The sequence below is a fragment of the Saccharothrix sp. ALI-22-I genome (assembly GCF_001984175.1).
In the GTDB taxonomy this organism is placed as follows: Bacteria; Actinomycetota; Actinomycetes; order Mycobacteriales; family Pseudonocardiaceae; genus Actinosynnema.
Genome location: NZ_MTQP01000066.1, coordinates 18,551 through 33,910 on the forward strand (window position 1 = coordinate 18,551; position 15,360 = coordinate 33,910).

Below are 15,360 nucleotides of genomic sequence, written 5' to 3' on the forward strand. Positions count from 1 at the left end.
CCACCGGAAGGGACTGGCGTTGAGCGGAATCACCGCGGTCACGTACGTCGTGGAGAGCAAGGACGAACAGCGCCGTCGTCGGCAGCGCGAGGAGTGGGAGCGCTACTCGGCGCGACGGGCCGAGCTCAGCGCGCTGCGCGCCGAGGCCGACGCGTACCGCACGGTGTTCGGCGCCGAGGTGGCCAAGATCCCCGCGGCGCCTCGGGCCCGCCCCGGCTCCGCGCCCGAACGGATCGCGGCAGCCGCCGAGGAGACCGGCGAACTGGTCGCGAAGCACCGGGAGCGGTTGCGGGAGTCGGTGGCTGTCGCGGCGAAGCGGGAGGCGCTGCGCACCGTCGCCGCCGCCGTGCCGGTCCCGGCCGCCGACCAGGGCGAGCGCGTCGCCACCGGCAAGTTCACCCGCAAGCCCACAGCGGACGAGGAACGGGAACGCGAACTGCGCGCGCGTTCGGAACGGGTGCGCCAAGGGCTGGTGGACAAGGCGACCGAGCAGCTGGCGCGCCTGCCCGCGTACGCGCCGGAGCAGACCCGGATCGCCTGCACGCAGGCCGTGGCCGAGCTGTCGACCACCCCGTCCGAGGCCAGGGCACGACTGCTCCTCGCGGACCTCGTCGGCCGGGTGCGCCGCGAAGTCGAGGCGGAGCAGGACGTCCAGGAGACGCACACCGCGTTGGAGGCGCTGTCCGCGAGGTTGGAGGCGGTCGCACCGGCCGACTCGGCCGGCCTGCGCCAGGAGATCGCGGCCCTGCTGCGGGCCCGCGCCCGCAAGGTGCCGGAAGCGTTGCCCGGCCGGGTCACCGCGCTGGTGGACGCCGCCGACCGGGCGCACCGCCGCAAGCAGGTCGCCGCCGCGCTGCGGTTGAGCCTGGAAGACCTCCAGTACCAGGTGACGGAGGGGTTCGAGACCGTGCTGGCCGCCGAGGGCTTCGCCTACGCCAGTCTGCCCGACCGACCCGGCTACGGCGTCAAGCTCCTGCTCGACGCGGGCCAGGACAAGATCCGGACGCAGGTCGTGCGGTCGGAGCGGCTGCGACCGGACGGGACCGCGGACGCCGACGCGGAGCAGGGCTTCTGCGCGCAGTACCCGACCCTGCTGAGCAGGTTGCGCAAGCACGGTGTCGAACCGGGCGACCCCGGCCTGCGTCCGCCCGGCCAGGGCACGGTCGCACCGGTCGCCGAAGAGCTGATCCCGGCCGCCGAGACCGGCCGGCACGAGTCCCACCAACGCCGGCAGGAGATGCGGTCATGACCACTTCGGACGACGAACGCCCCGCCTGGCTGCGCGAGGTCGAGCTGGCGCTGTGCGCGCACCCGCAGATCGTCCTCACCGGCAACGTGCACGACCTGCACCGGCTGCCCGACCCGGCCAACTCCGGCGCGGTGCGGTTCATGAACCTGGTGGAAGGCCTGTGGAGCGTCGCGCGGACCCGCGGGTTCGGGGCGATGCTCACCTATTCGACCGGCGTCGGCGTGCAGCTGTTCGCCGCGAGCAAGTCGCCGCAGCCACCCGAGGTCGCCGCCGTGCTGCGCACCGCCGGGGTGGAGCTGGGCCGCCAGCTCCCGCTGTCGATGGTGCGCGACGTGCTGACCGCGGTGGTGGACCCGCAGCGGCAGCGCGCGGACCTGCCGCCGGTCGCGCTGGTGCTCACCGACGCCGCGCGGCTGTTCTTCGGCGAGATGCTGTCACCGGAGGAACGGCTGCTGATGTCCGCCGCGGACCGGTTGGCCTACGCGGCGACGCCGGTCGGCGCGGCCTACAACACGGTGTTCTGGGTGCTGGACCGCAAGCACGACCTGCCGTCCTGGTTCGTCACCGGCAACCACACGCTGCGCATCACCGCGATTCCGGAACCGGATCTGGAAACGAGGCAGCGCATGGCCGGGGACCTCGTCGAAATGTTGCCCGGTGTTCCGGACGACCCCGACGCGCGGAAGCTGCTGGCGAAGCGGTTCGCCGACGCCAGCCACGGGATGCGGTTGCGCAGCATGCGCGACGTCGTGCGGCTGGCCAACGCGTCGGGCATCACGGGCGACCGGGTGGAGGACGCCATCCGCGCGTACCGCGTCGGCGTGCCGGACAACCCCTGGCAGAGCGCCGCGTTGCGGACGCGGCTGAAGGGGGCCGAGGAGTACCTGGGCGACCGGGTGCTCGGCCAGCCCGACGCCGTGCACCGCGTGCTCGACATCCTGGCCCGCTCGGTCACCGGACTCGCGGGCGCGCACACCGGCAGCCGGAACGCGCCACGCGGTGTGCTGTTCTTCGCGGGCCCCACCGGCGTCGGCAAGACCGAACTGGCCAAGGCGTTGGCGGAACTGCTGTTCGGCGACGAGAACGCCTACCTCCGGTTCGACATGAGTGAGTTCGCGGCCGAGCACACCGAGGCACGGCTGATCGGCGCCCCGCCGGGATTCGTCGGCCACGACGTGGGCGGCGAACTGACCAACGGCATCCGCCAGCAGCCGTTCCGGGTGGTGCTGTTCGACGAGATCGAGAAGGCGCACCCCCGGCTGCTGGACAAGTTCCTGCAGATCCTCGACGACGGCAGGCTCACCGACGGCCAGGGCGGCACGGTGTACTTCACCGAGGCGCTCATCGTGTTCACCACCAACCTGGGCATCATCGTCCGCGACGAGGACGGCAAGACCGTCGAGAACGTCAGTCCCGATTCGGAGCTGCCGGAGATCGAGGAACGGGTCCGGGCGCACATCGAGGCGTTCTTCCGGCACCTGCTCGGCCGGCCGGAGCTGTTCAACCGGGTGCAGCAGAGCATCGTGGTGTTCGACTTCCTCCGCGAGGAGGTCGCGGGCCTGATCAGCGACCGCGCGGTGCAGCGGGTGGTCGACACCGTCGCGCGCCTGTTCGAGACCACATTGGCCTTCTCCGACGAGGCCCGCGACGAACTGCGCGACCACGCCACGTTCGACCTGTCCAACGGCGGCCGGGGCATCGTGTCCGCGATCGAGAAGCACCTGGTGAACCCGTTGGCGCGCAGGCTGTTCCTCAACCCGCCCCAGCCCGGCGACACGGTCGTGGTCAAGCGGTTCGAGCAGGAGGGCCAGAACTGGAAGGTGGTGGTGGAGTGAAGCTGCGACTGTCGCGCGTGCACCACCCGGTGACCGCGCTCGGACCGGGCACCCGCATCGGCATCTGGACCAAGGGCTGCGCCATCGCCTGTCCCGGCTGCGCGTCCCGCGACACCTGGGACGCCGACGAACAAGACGAGGTCGACGTCGCGGACGTGCTGGCCTGGTGCGCCACCACGGACCCGACCCTGGTGACCGGGGTCACCATCACCGGCGGCGAACCGTCCGAGCAGCCGGAGGCGCTCACCGCGCTGGTGACCGGACTGGACGCGTTCCGCTGCGACCACGACTGGGACGTGCTGTGCTACACCGGCGTCGAGCACGACGAGTTCGCCGCGCGCTGCCCCGACGTGCCGGGCCTGATCGACGCGCTCGTCACCGGGCCCTACCGCGCGGGACGGCCGACCGACCTGGTGTGGCGCGGCTCGGCCAACCAGCGGCTGATCCCGCTGGGCGAGCGCGGGCACGACCGCTACCAGCGCTGGGTGGACGCCCGATCGGACCGGCCGTCGCTCCAACTGCACGTCGAGGACGACCGGGTGTGGCTGATCGGGGTACCGCGCGCGGGCGATCTCGCCCGGTTGCAGCGCACCCTCGGCAGGCGTGGAATCGCATTGGAGGGTCCGTCATGGCGACCTTGAGCTGCCCGGTGCACGGCCCCCAGGAGGACACCGGGCAGAAGTTCTGCCCCATCTGCATGGAGTTCCTGGTTCCCTGCGTGGAACCGCTCGCTCAGATGGCGTCGGCCGTGTGCGGTGAGCCGGGCTGTGGGATGCCGCTGGCGGACGGGCTGTGCCCCGTGCACTCGCTCGACGACTCCCCTCAGCCGCGCCGCACCACGCGTGATCCGGGCGTGGACAGTGCGACCGTGCTCTTCCCCTGGGGGCCGGTGGTGGTCGACGGCGAGGTGTGGATCGGCCGGGCGCCGGAGTGCGGCGCGCTGGCCGACCGGGTGGACCGGTACGACAACGTCTCGCGCAGGCACGCGGTGCTGCGACGCGAGGGCGCGGAGTTGACCGTGCGCGACCAGGACTCGCTCAACGGCACCTTCGTCAACGACCGCCGGCTGGAGCGAGGGGAAGCCAAGCGGCTCCGCGACGGCGACGTGGTCCGGTTCGCCGCGGACCTGACCGGGACCGTCCACCTGGGATCGGAGCGATCATGAACCTGGTCCGCGCGATGGCGCTCACCGGACGCGGCCTGGTCCGGTCGGCCAACGAGGACGCGGTGCTGGTGTTCGAATGGCTCAGCCAGGCACCGCGGCCGCACCTGGTGGAGCTGAGGACACCGAGCACGCCGCCGCTGGTGTGCGCGGTGGCCGACGGCATGGGCGGTCACGCCGCGGGCGAGGTGGCCAGCGCCCTCGCCCTCGCCGACGTGGCGGGGCGGTATCCCGGCTGGACCGACGCGGCGACCACGCGCGCGGGCCTGCTGTCGGTCAGCCAGGGCATCCACGACACCGCCGCCCGCGATGTCGAGACCGCGGGCATGGGCACGACCGTCGCCGGAGTGCTGCTGCTGGACGGGAAAGCGTTGTGCTTCAACGTGGGCGACAGCCGTGTGCACCGGATCACGGACGGCTACGTCGACCAGCTCAGCACCGACGACGCCGCGATCGGCCCGGACGGGGTGGCGACGAACATGCTCACCCAGTCGATCGGCGACCCGTCGGGACGGCTGGACCCGCACGTCGTGGAGGTGCCGCTGGACGGCGACCCGACGCGGTTCCTGCTCTGCACGGACGGCGTCACCTCGGTGCTGGACGCCGCCGCGTTCCGCAAGCTGTGCCGGGCCGACGAGCTCGACGAGCTCGTCATCGGGCTCCGGGACGCGGTGTACGAGGCGGGCGCCGACGACAACCTGTCGATCATCGCGATCGACGTGCCGGGACGCGCGACCGGCGAGTAGGGGGTGCCACGGCGGTCACGGCACCTCCACGGGGATACCCCAATCGTTCTCCCACTGGATCTTTTGGCCGGCCGCGGCGGTGTCGTCCAGCCTGCGGAGGTCTTCCCACGGCACCACGCCGGCCACCAGCTCGGACTTGGACCCGGGCTTCTCGGCCGGGTAGCTGTAGCTGATCTGCGCACACCACCACTGCTTGCGGGCGCCGTCCTCCTTTGGCACGCACGACTGCTGTGGGTAGTACGACCCGTCAACCCGGACGAACGCGTAGAGCTGGCGGTTCGCGTCCACTGTGGTCACCGGCACCGCGCGGCCTGTCGGCTCTGGCGAATCCGTCGGCTCCGGCGGCAACGCCACGGCCGACGTGACCTCGGTCGTCGACGCGGTCGGGGTCTGCTGAGCCGACTCGGGCGTGCCCATCGTGTAGCCGAGCGCGAACATCCCACCCAGCACGGCGAGCACCACCACCGCGGCCGCGATCGCGAGGGGCTTGTTGACGTCCACCCGTCCGAGCGGTCGCCCCGCTCGCCCCAGCTTGGACCGACGGTACCGGCCACGTCCGGGTTCCCACCGATCGATCGCGGCTACCGCGATCCCCGGCTCGCCGATGTCCCTCGCCGCCAAGCCGACGATCTTCGCGAGCTGCCCGGACTTGCTCTTCTTGATGAGATCCACCGCGTGCCGCTGCGCGTCTTTGTTGTGCCGGAGATCCTCAAGATCCGGCCCGTACACCGCGTGGAGCACGCCCCGCAGGCTTTCCTCGGCAGCGGCCTCCATCTCGTGCGCGATCTTGTCCAGCAGTTGCACGCCGACTTCCGCCCGCACCTCCCCGCGGACCCCGGGTCCCTGCATCGACAGCTGGCTCAATTCGGTCCGAAGCTTGTCGAGGGAGCCGGCGCTGTCGATCAGCCGCTTGCCCCATTGCTTGCCAAGGCTCTGCACCTCATGTCCGCTCCGCGTGCCCTCGACCGACACCGGCCGGCTCGGTCGCACGCTTTCACTCGGCTGGGGCCAGGGGCCGGCGCCAGCATTGTCGGTCACTGGGGGCGTCGGTGCGGGAACCGGGGCACCGTGCAGCAAGGCGTCGACGAGCCGGCACGCCAGAGTCCTGGACGGGCTGTCCTCAGGTTTACGGCGGAGATCGACGACCGTGCGGCGGGCGACCCCTCGCCCCGGGATCTCCGGCAGGAACACGATCTCCGGCAGGTCCTGGACGGTGTTGTCGTGGCGGTGCTCGTACGTCGAGTACGACCAGGCCCGCGGCCACCCTGCCAGCCGCAGGTGTTCGTCGGCCGCCGCACGGAGTCCCCACACCATCGCCAGCCGGTTCTCGTCCGGACAGCCGATGATGCTCAGCGGGACGGTGGGGTGGTCGAGCAACCGGGCGAGCACCTCGACCAGCTGGTCCTCCATCGGCTCGACCTGCTCCGCCGACCACCGCGCCCGGCGGGCGACCTCGGCGAGTTCCCGAGCGTTGATCGGGGCCATCGGCCCGGGAGGAGTGTCGGTCCGCCACCCGTCCCAGTCCGCCAGGCCGAGGGAAAGGGACACGTCGAGAACGGCGGTCGATCCGATCAGCACGTGCACGTTCCCGCGCCCTTCGGAGTGCCCGCGGGTGACCCTGCGCAGGAGCGCCGCCGACCCGTCCGGGAACTTGAGGTACGACAGGGCGCTCGACGGCAGCGCTCCCCCTTGGATCGGTTGGAGCCGGGCGTGCTCCTGGAGTCGGGCACGCCATTTCCTCACCTCGGGCTCGTAGAACGAGCAGGCGACGATGGTGTGCTTGTTCTCTCCGTAAACCACGCCGAAAAAGGCTTGGTGGACGTTTTCGTCCGGTTGAACCCCGGTCATGGCATGCCAACCTTCCTCGCCTCGGGACCGGTGATCATCCCGGTCATCGCGAGGATCGACACCAGGGGTTCGAGCACCCTGGTCGGGTGAAACCCGTGCGGGAAGTGCTTCTTCGACGGGACCTTCGGGTCGATGGGGACCGCGTCGCCCCCGCTCGCCGAGACGAAGTGCAGCGTGCACCGCGAGAACTCGTCGAACGGGCGCAAGGAGGCCGCGGCTCCGACGTGGTGCAGGTAGGCGTACACGTCCCTGGTCTCGGCGCGGATGCGGTCCGCGTTCAGGTCGGTCTCGTCCCCCCGGTGCAGCCAGCGCTCGGCCGGCGGCACGTACCTCAGCCGGTCGGACTTCGTCACCGCGATCACCGCGGGCAACTGGTTGCCGGACAACTGGCCGATGGCCTGCTCGAACGACCCGTTCTCGCTCGCCGCCGACGACTGCCCGGTCTCCAGCGGGTCCTCCGAGGCGTGGACGAAGATCACCGCCGTCGTCGCGATCAGGAACCGGTTGACCCGTGGGTCGGTGCTCTCCAGGTCTTCGCCCGCGACGTCGAAGAACGTCACCGGACGCTGACCGCCCGGACCGCGCAACAGCAGGATGTCCGCGGCTTCGACGATGCCGTTGCCCGTGCCCGCGAGCGCGTCACCCCGCTCGAACGGCACGATGAAGTCGTCGCGGAACGTCTTGTGCCTGCGGAAGTCCAGCGCGCTGACGGTAACCCCGTGCGCCGTGAGCCCGTTGAGGTAGGCCTGCCGGATCATCGCGGTCAGCAGGTGGGTCTTGCCCGAGATCGGGGCGCCGACGAGGCCGATCACCAGCGGATCACCGTAGTCGGCGTAGGTCGCCGGCAGGTAGTGCTCCGCGGTGTCCTCGGACGGGTTCGGGCACAGCCGATACCCCTTGCGCACCAGGTTGTCCCGCTTCGCCTGGGGCAACGCCGAGACGTCGACCACCTCGTAGCGGTCGTTGCGCTCATCGTGGAGCGAGATGAGGGGGTCGTCGGGCCACACGAACTCGTCCGCGCAGACAGGGCAACGCATGTGCCGAGGGGGCCGCCCCCGGAGGGGAGCAGTCATGTCAACACCACCACTCCGATGATCAGCACGCTCACCAGGAACACCGCCGCGAACAACTGGAAGAACCGCTTCCCACGCCAACCCGGCGGCGTGGGTGCCGCCGGGGGTGACTCGTTCGCGGACACGGTCGGTCCGCGCTTGCGGGCGCAGACCCGTTCGAACAACGCACGGCCGTCGGCGAACCTGGCGTCCGGGTCGACGGAGGGCGGCACGTGGTTGTCGGCGTGCATGCGGCCGAGCAGGTCCGCGGCGGTCGGCCGTCGGTCCACCGGGTTGTCGAAGACGGGATCGAGGAGTTCCCGCAACCGCTGCGGGTCCCGGCTGCGGTCCTGCCGTGTCCCGCCGATGTGCAAACCCCTGATCAGGAGGGCGGCGCCCCACAGGTCGTCGCGTTCGTCCACGACACCCGTCCCGGCGGCCTGCTCCGGCGAGCGAGCCCCCGAGGCGCCCCCGCGCCGTGGCTCACCGACGCGTTCGGCGGACTCGAAGTCGACCAGCTGCACGTGCCCGTCGTCCCAGCGCACCGAGTCGACGGTCACCGCGCCGTGCACGACACCCGCCTGCGCGGTCAGCTGCAAAGCCCGGAGCAGTCCGCTTTCGAACCGCCTGCGCTGGGTGTCGTCGAACCGGGTGATCTGCGGGGACGCCGGCGCTCCGACGTACTCGCGCAGCAGCACGAACGGTTCCTCGGCGTCGACGTTGTACGCCACGAGCTGCGCCAGCTCGGCCGGGTACCGCTCGGGGAAGACCTGGCCGAGCCGGGTGCCCGCACGGATCTCGTTGTGCAGCAGGTCGTACAGCCGGGGGTTGCGGCTGCCCGCCGCGCGCGAGACGTACTTGCGCACGTACAGCCGCCCGTTCACCTTGACCAGCCGCTGTTCCAGCGCGGCTCCCGGCGTGACGAACTCGTTGAGGTCCTCGACCTCGATCTCGGCCAACACGCCGGTCACGTACCGGCAGCGCACCACCTCGGTCATCTACCGCACACCACCCAACACCTGACGCACCGACTCGGGCCGCAACGGCAGCAGCCGCACGGTGCCGACGAAGTCCCCGCCCTCGCTCCACACCACGCCCGGGTCGGCGACGAGCGCCTTGTGCGCGCCGTCGCGTTCGAGCACCTGCCGCAATCGCGCCGGAGCGAATCGGACCAGGCCCGGCTCGGTCACGGTGCTGAGGTAACCGAGCTGGCCGCTGCGGCACAGCTGCGTCATGTCGCTGCTCCCGTCGGAGCGCAGCGCGGCCAGCGCGACCGGCGACTCCGACCAGACGCGCCCCATCAGCGCGTCCCGCGGCCCCGGGTCGTGGCTGAACCTGGTCGCGGTCATCAGGCCGTTGCGCCGGACGTCCCCGCCGTACTCGGCGAGCAGCCGGTCCAGCCGCTGGGCGTACAGCCCTTGCGGCGTGGGCATGACCGCCGCCGCGGCCGGCCAGGCGGGTTCCAGCGCGCTGCGGCAGACGTCGACCAGATCGCTGCGAACGACGGCGTACAACTCCTGGGGAACCGGCCGCACCATCCGGGCGTGATCGCCGGCCGAGACCTCCAGTGCCACGAAGAGCCGGTTGCCCGCGTCTCCGAGCGTGGTGGCGATCTCCTCCAGGCCGCCCGCGACCTCGGCGGCCGCGGCGGCGAGGGCCCGCCTGCGCTGCATCGGCAGCCACTCGCGTGCCGTCACCTCCTCGGCGGTCCGGGTCAGGTCACCGACCGCGGCGCGCAGTTGCGCCACCCTCAGTCGACCGCGCCAGTCCTGCACCGCCGAACGCCAGCTCAGCACGACGACCGCCGCGCTGAGCAGGACGGTGAGCACGGCGGCGACCGGGGTGACCCACGGCGGCACGTCCACCAGCCACCCGGCCAGCTGCACGGCGAACATCTGCCCCACGACGATTCCGAACACCGTCCCGAGAACGCCGGCGACCCCGTACGTGATCACGGCCGGGGGCAGTGCGGCCTCCAGACCGCACTCGGCCTCCGGTCCCGGCCGCCGCGCCAGCAGCAGCCAACCCGACCCGAACCACCCCGCGGCGAGCAGGCCGCCCGCCACCCAGCCCAGCCAGCCGGACCCGATCAGCAGGGTCAGCAGGGCACAGGCCACGAAGATCAGCGGCAAGGTCACCAGCGGGAGCGGCCAGGTGCGGAACCGCGGCATCTCCAGGCTCAGCGGGCCGCGCCGCTGCACCTCGTCCACCGCCGCCGTGCACCCCTGCGGACCGCTGTTCACGGCCACCAGCCGCAGGTCCTGTGCCAGCGCGGAAAGCGCGGCCCCCGCGTCGAGCCTGGCGTCGACGGCCTGCTTCAGATCCGCCGCGATCTCGCCGCCGTCGACCTCGCGGGGACGCGGCACTCCGAGCGCCACCACCTCCTCGAACGACGGACGCCCGACCTGGAGGTGGCCGTCCATGCGGTTGAGCAGCTCGGCCACCGCGCGGCGGTAGTTCTCCACCGCCTGACCCGCCCAGACCACCTGGCTGCCCAGTCGTTCGGTCGAGCGGGGCGAGTAGAGCAACGCCTTCGTCGTCCCGAGCGTGCGGGCCAACTCGGCGACTTGGTCCAGCCGCCGCAACGCCTCCGTCCGCGAGGTCTGCACCGGCCCGGACAGCACCGCGCCATCCCGGCTGCTCGGCAGGTAGGAGCGGCCGATCGACGCGCCGAGGTCGTGCGGCACCGAGTGCTCCGGCGCGCACAGCGACGCGACCGCCGCGGCCCGCGCTTCGGCGAGCTCCACCGGGTCGGCGGCGCTGGACACCAGCCGGATGCCGGGGTTGACCGCCGCACTGGACAGCCCCTCCGCCACCGCGACCACCTGGTCGAACAGTGTCGGCACCCGCAACGCGGCGACCAGGCTGTCCAAGGCGTCACCCGGCTGTTCGACCGGCCGCGGGACCGATCGCTCCGGCGCCCAGTCCACGCCCTGGGTGTCACCGACCCACAGGACGGTGGCGTGCCGCAGTGCCGGCGGCACGGAGAGCACCACCCCGTCGAGCGGGTTCTCCGTGCTCGCCTCGCCGACCGCGACGCACACGACGGCCGTCACCATGTCCTCGGCCAGCAGCGACAGGTAGGTCTCCGCGTGCTCCACCAGAGCACTGGCGTGGTCGATGACCACGACACCGCCGGCCACCACGTCCGGTGGCTCGGCATCCGGGTCGCGCAGGTCGACCAGAACGATCCTCGACGTGTTCATGCCGATGCGTCACCGCCCAGGCCTTCCGCGAAGTCCACCTGTTCGCGCAGGTCGAGCAGGTTCTTCGCGGTGGCGCCGACGTGCTGGTGCAGCGCGGCCGGTAGCGTCCTTGACCAGAACTCCCGGAAGACGGCGAGCTGCGGGTCCTGGCTGAGCACCCGGTTCTGCTCGGCTTCCTTGATCTTGAGCAGCTCCGGCCCGGCGAGGTCCACGATCGCGGCGAACTCCGGTGCGGGCGGCGACGGCGACCGGTCGGCCTGGGCAGGGATCGTCGACATGAGCCTGGACGCGAGACCGCGCCGGGTCGGGTTGTCGTCGGTGAGCACCCAGCGCTCGTAGGCCTGCAACACGCTGGCCCACGACGACAGCGCGCCGATCGGCGTCAGCTCCAGCTTCATCGACACCGCCTCCCGGCTGCCGATCAGCACGGTGATGTGGCGCGGGCTGGCGGGATCGCCGGAGACGAAGACCTTGCCGTCCCACGCCGCGCAGAGCAGCCGGTGCAGCACGTGCTGCCGGTCCTGCTCACCCATGAGCAGGTAGTCGCTGTCCTGGCTCAGCCTGCGCCGCCAGGCAAGGCTGTCCTGCGGCTGCGGGTGGCGCTGCGCCTCCGCCCAGAGCTTGATGACCCGGCGCAGCTCGGGCACCTCGGTGATGCCCATCGAACTGCGGTTGAGCACCACGATCATCGAGTCGGCCTGCACGGCGCGGAACTCCGGCTCACCGACCATGTCGATCGGCAGCGAGACCTCGCGGCGCAGGAACCGCTCGATGTCCGCGTTCTCCTGCGCGGACGGGTAGGTGAACAGCGCCTTGAGCGGCGCGTGCCCGTCCGGCGCGAAACCACCGGGCACCAGCTCCGCCAGCTTCTGCCGGAACCTGTTCAGATCCGGCTCGGCGACCGTGTTGTTGTCCCGCCGCTGCACGGCGTTCGCCAGCAGGTCCTCCATCCGCGGCACCAGCGCGGGCCGGGTGCGGTCGCTGGGACGCACGCGTTCGGCGACGGCCTCCTTGATCCGCTGGCGGACGCGCGCGACCGCGGCCTCCGGGTCCTTCTGGCCCGCGTCGAACGCCTCGGTCCAGCCGTCCCGCCCGAGGATCAGGTTGAGCAGGTGGCCCTCGTGCGCGTTCGGGCCGAGGTGCTGCGAGAAATCCTCCTTCAGCCGCAACAGCACCGTCTGGTAGAAGCCCTCCAGGCCGCGATCCTCCTGCGGCAGCAGGTAGGTGACGCCGACGCGCGACTTGTAGAGGTCCTGCGACCGCAGGTCGAACTGCGCGGGGTCGTTGCGGGCGTGCGTGACGAACGCGTCGTGGATCGCCCGGAACTCCTCGATGAACGCTTGCCACGGCCGGTCCCACAGCCGGTGGCTGTCGTTCCACGCCGCGTTCCAGATCCGCCGCGACTGCCAGGCGTACCAGGCGTCCTGCTGCCGCATCACGGCCTGCACGGGCTCGTCGGCGATCCGCAGCCGTTGCATGAACTTCTTCTGCAGGTTGTTCGGCAGCGGGGCGGAAGCGGAGTTCAGCCCCGGCGGTGCCGCGGGCGGCACCCGCCACGTCTCCAGCAGCGAGCGGAACCCGCCCTTGTCCAACGGGTCGGCGAGGTCGCGGTGGCCGAAAACGGTGCGGTGCAACCGGAACAGGTCCAGCTCCCGGAACAGAACCCTGGCGGCGGCCGACGGGTTGAACTCCTGCGCCAGCGTCGCGACCGGCCCGCCGAGTTTGTCCTTGTCGCGGTCGATGTTGGCGCCGATCGCGTTGGCGCGCTCGGTCAGCGCCGCGATCACCGGCCCGTAGCCGACCGGGTTGCCCTGCGGCGGGATTCGGGCGGGCGTCGCCTCCAACAACCGGTCCAGGCCCGCCGCGCTGATGAACTGCCGGATGTGCGCCTTGTTCGTCTCGGCGGCGCCCGGCGGCACGAGCAGCTCGTTGACCGCGTTGGCGAGCAGGTGCGAGCTGACCACGTCGGTCAACTCCAGCACCGGCGTGGTCAGCGCGGCCACCGCACTCGTGGTCACACCCCGGCGGCCGACACCGGTGTCCGCGGTGGCGTGGCGGTCCACCTTGCTGTTGATGAAACCGTCCGCGAAGGACTGGTAGGGGCGGTTGGCGCCGTCCTCGTCGTCGTCCTGCTCGGTGGGGCCCGCGCCGATCAGCGACGTCATCAACGAGACCATCGACCGGTTGAGGTCGTCGCGGCGCACCCCGCCGACCGGGCGGCCGAACAGGAACGCGGTCTGCACCGTGTTCGGCGCCAGCTGCACCTGGTCCAGCTTCGGGTAGCGCACGGACACGGCGCCGTGCGTTCCCTTGTGGTCCAACGCGTCCGGTGAGCCTTGCGCGTTCTGGTCGTCGATCAACCGGAACAGGTCGACCAGCGCGGAGCCCGCGTTGAGATCGGCCGGACGGCCGCCGCCCTGCCCGTCGTCGAACGCCGACGGCATGAGCACCAGCGGGTAGATCTCGGCCTGCTTCCCGCCGCGCTGCATCAGGTCGCCGATCAGGTGCAGGTAGTCGTAGAAGATCCCGCTGCCGGTGCCACCGGCCACCGAGAACACCACGAACACGATCACCGTGTCGACCCGCTGGGTGCGCTTGCCGCTCACCACGTAGAGGTCGCCGGCGGACTCGTTGATGTCCGCCAACGCGGCCTTGATCCCGAGCAGCGCCGTGTCCGGGTTGCGCCGGATCGTCTCGAACAGCACGCCGCGCCCGACGGTCGGCAGCTGGCCCGCGCCGCGCACCAGCGGACCGATCCGCGGGTCGCTCTCCTTGGAGGGCAACCAGCGGATGGCGTCCTCGTCGATGTTGATCCGCAGGCTCTGCGCCACGTCGGCGGAGTTGCCCAACCGGGCCGGCACCAGGTCGGCGATCTGGTGCATCGTCTTCTGCGCCGCCTGCTCGTGCTCCCGTCCGGGGACCACCTCCCGCCGGACGCGTTGCAGCTCGTTCGCGCTGAGGTCGGCGTACACGAACTGCAGGCACGACGGCAGCTGGTACGGCAGGAAGTTCGGGTTCTGGATGTCGGCCAGCAGCCTGGTGCCGTCCGGACCGCAGAGCTCCTCGCGCAGGCGCTTCTCCAGCTCGGCGCCGACCTTGCAGCCCGTCCCGCCGAGTCCGACGAACATCATCGGTTGATAGATCCTCATTACGGCATCGTCCTCACGGTCGCAGGCCGGACAACTGTGTTGGTCATTGGCTCTTCCCCCGACTCTCGATCACTTCCAGCAGACGACGGACGGACTCGGTGACCTCGTGGAAGAGGCCGTCCTCTGTGGACGGGGCGGTCCGTTCGACGCCCGTGCCGAACACCCGCATGCCGAACGCGCGGCGCAGTTCCTCCCCGGTGTCGCCGAGCGAGTCGGCGTAGTCGGGCAACGAGCGCATCTCGATCGCGAGCTCGTGCGCCCACTTCGCGGACAACCGGTGCTTGGACGACTCGCGCGCGAGATATCCGGCCAGCACGGCGATCGGGATGGTCACGGACAGCCTGAGCAGCTCGGCGGCAACGGAAGCGGCGTCGCCGAGGAGGTTGATCACGATGCCGGCGCCCGCGATGAGCACGAGGAGTCCGGCTACCACGACCCGCAGCAGGTCCGCTCTCTTGGTCTCGTTCTCACCGTGGTCGGCGTAGTAGCGACCGAGCTCCTTGAGCGCGGCATTGCCGGCGGCCTTCCGCTGGTCCGCGCGCACCCGCTTGACCAGCGCCCGCTCGGTCTGCTCGAAGAGCTTGCGGGCCTTGAGCTGACGGGACGCGTCCTTCGCGACGAGCAGTGCGTTGGCCCGCGCCTTCGCGTGGCCGGGGTCACCGGCGGTTCGTTCGACCACGGCGACGAACGTGTCGACGGCCTTCTCCAGGTCCTGCCGCAGGGTGCTCGCCAGACCGGTCAGCCGGTCCACCAGGTGGTCGACCGATCCGCTTCGCTCCTCGTCCGGTGACCCCACTCTGTCGATGGCGACCATGCACGCGCCGAAGTCGTCGATCGTCGAGTGGATGCGGGCGAAGGCTTCGACGTACGTCTTGTCCTTCCGCACCGCCGCACTGACCACCTCGGCCACCTCGGTCTTGCGCAGGCACCGGTAGACGAACTCGGCGACCAGCCCCACGTCGCCACAGGCCAGCTGCACGCGTTCGTCCGGCACCGTGCTCCAGTCGGCACGGATGCGGGCGTCGAGCTTCTCGACCGCGTCCGCCGCTTCGCGCAGGGTCCTGGCCCAGGAAAGGCTCGGATCGGCCGGGTCGCCGCCGTTGGGCGTCATCG

Annotated in this window: 11 protein-coding genes; 5 read left to right on the forward strand and 6 right to left on the reverse strand. The window is 71.2% G+C overall.

The features are described 5' to 3' along the window. Positions 1-19: 19 nt before the first annotated feature. The 5 genes from ALI22I_RS28735 to ALI22I_RS28755 are packed head-to-tail and all read left to right on the forward strand — an operon-like array spanning position 20 to position 4,992. Positions 20-1,249, forward strand: coding sequence for a hypothetical protein (locus ALI22I_RS28735; protein WP_077008696.1), 1,230 nt, complete (start codon positions 20-22; stop codon positions 1,247-1,249). Continuing rightward, positions 1,246-3,084, forward strand: a complete 1,839-nt coding sequence (locus tag ALI22I_RS28740) for an AAA family ATPase (protein WP_077008697.1) — start codon at positions 1,246-1,248, stop codon at positions 3,082-3,084. Before ALI22I_RS28735 ends, ALI22I_RS28740 begins: the two co-directional genes overlap by 4 nt. Continuing rightward, positions 3,081-3,725 carry a 4Fe-4S single cluster domain-containing protein gene (locus ALI22I_RS28745; RefSeq protein WP_179118397.1) on the forward strand — a complete coding sequence of 215 codons (645 nt, stop codon included), beginning with the start codon at positions 3,081-3,083 and terminating at the stop codon, positions 3,723-3,725. The genes ALI22I_RS28740 and ALI22I_RS28745 overlap by 4 nt, the downstream gene beginning before the upstream one ends. Next, entirely contained in the window at positions 3,713-4,249 is a 537-nt protein-coding gene (locus tag ALI22I_RS28750; RefSeq protein ID WP_077008699.1) for an FHA domain-containing protein, read from the forward strand. Before ALI22I_RS28745 ends, ALI22I_RS28750 begins: the two co-directional genes overlap by 13 nt. Then, the gene (locus tag ALI22I_RS28755) at positions 4,246-4,992 is read left to right on the forward strand and encodes a PP2C family protein-serine/threonine phosphatase (RefSeq protein WP_077008700.1); all 747 of its coding nucleotides are present in this window, start codon (positions 4,246-4,248) and stop codon (positions 4,990-4,992) included. Before ALI22I_RS28750 ends, ALI22I_RS28755 begins: the two co-directional genes overlap by 4 nt. Before the next feature lie 15 nt (positions 4,993-5,007). Here the strand turns inward: ALI22I_RS28755 and ALI22I_RS28760 are convergent, their stop codons facing one another. The 6 genes from ALI22I_RS28760 to ALI22I_RS28785 are packed head-to-tail and all read right to left on the reverse strand — an operon-like array spanning position 5,008 to position 15,358. Next, the gene (locus ALI22I_RS28760; RefSeq protein ID WP_077008701.1) at positions 5,008-6,840 is read right to left on the reverse strand and encodes a hypothetical protein; all 1,833 of its coding nucleotides are present in this window, start codon (positions 6,838-6,840) and stop codon (positions 5,008-5,010) included. Further along, positions 6,837-7,913: a hypothetical protein gene (locus ALI22I_RS28765; RefSeq protein ID WP_077008702.1), complete on the reverse strand. Its 1,077-nt coding sequence runs from the start codon at positions 7,911-7,913 to the stop codon at positions 6,837-6,839. Before ALI22I_RS28765 ends, ALI22I_RS28760 begins: the two co-directional genes overlap by 4 nt. Beyond that, on the reverse strand, positions 7,910-8,890 hold the full coding sequence (locus tag ALI22I_RS28770) for a hypothetical protein (RefSeq protein WP_077008703.1): 981 nt from the start codon (positions 8,888-8,890) through the stop codon (positions 7,910-7,912). The genes ALI22I_RS28765 and ALI22I_RS28770 overlap by 4 nt, the downstream gene beginning before the upstream one ends. Further along, on the reverse strand, positions 8,891-11,098 hold the full coding sequence (locus ALI22I_RS28775) for a hypothetical protein (RefSeq protein ID WP_077008704.1): 2,208 nt from the start codon (positions 11,096-11,098) through the stop codon (positions 8,891-8,893). It abuts the gene before it with no gap. Next, positions 11,095-14,247 carry a tubulin-like doman-containing protein gene (locus tag ALI22I_RS28780; protein ID WP_077008705.1) on the reverse strand — a complete coding sequence of 1,051 codons (3,153 nt, stop codon included), beginning with the start codon at positions 14,245-14,247 and terminating at the stop codon, positions 11,095-11,097. The genes ALI22I_RS28775 and ALI22I_RS28780 overlap by 4 nt, the downstream gene beginning before the upstream one ends. Before the next feature lie 43 nt (positions 14,248-14,290). Further along, positions 14,291-15,358, reverse strand: coding sequence for a hypothetical protein (locus tag ALI22I_RS28785; protein ID WP_077008706.1), 1,068 nt, complete (start codon positions 15,356-15,358; stop codon positions 14,291-14,293). Positions 15,359-15,360 lie beyond the last annotated feature (2 nt).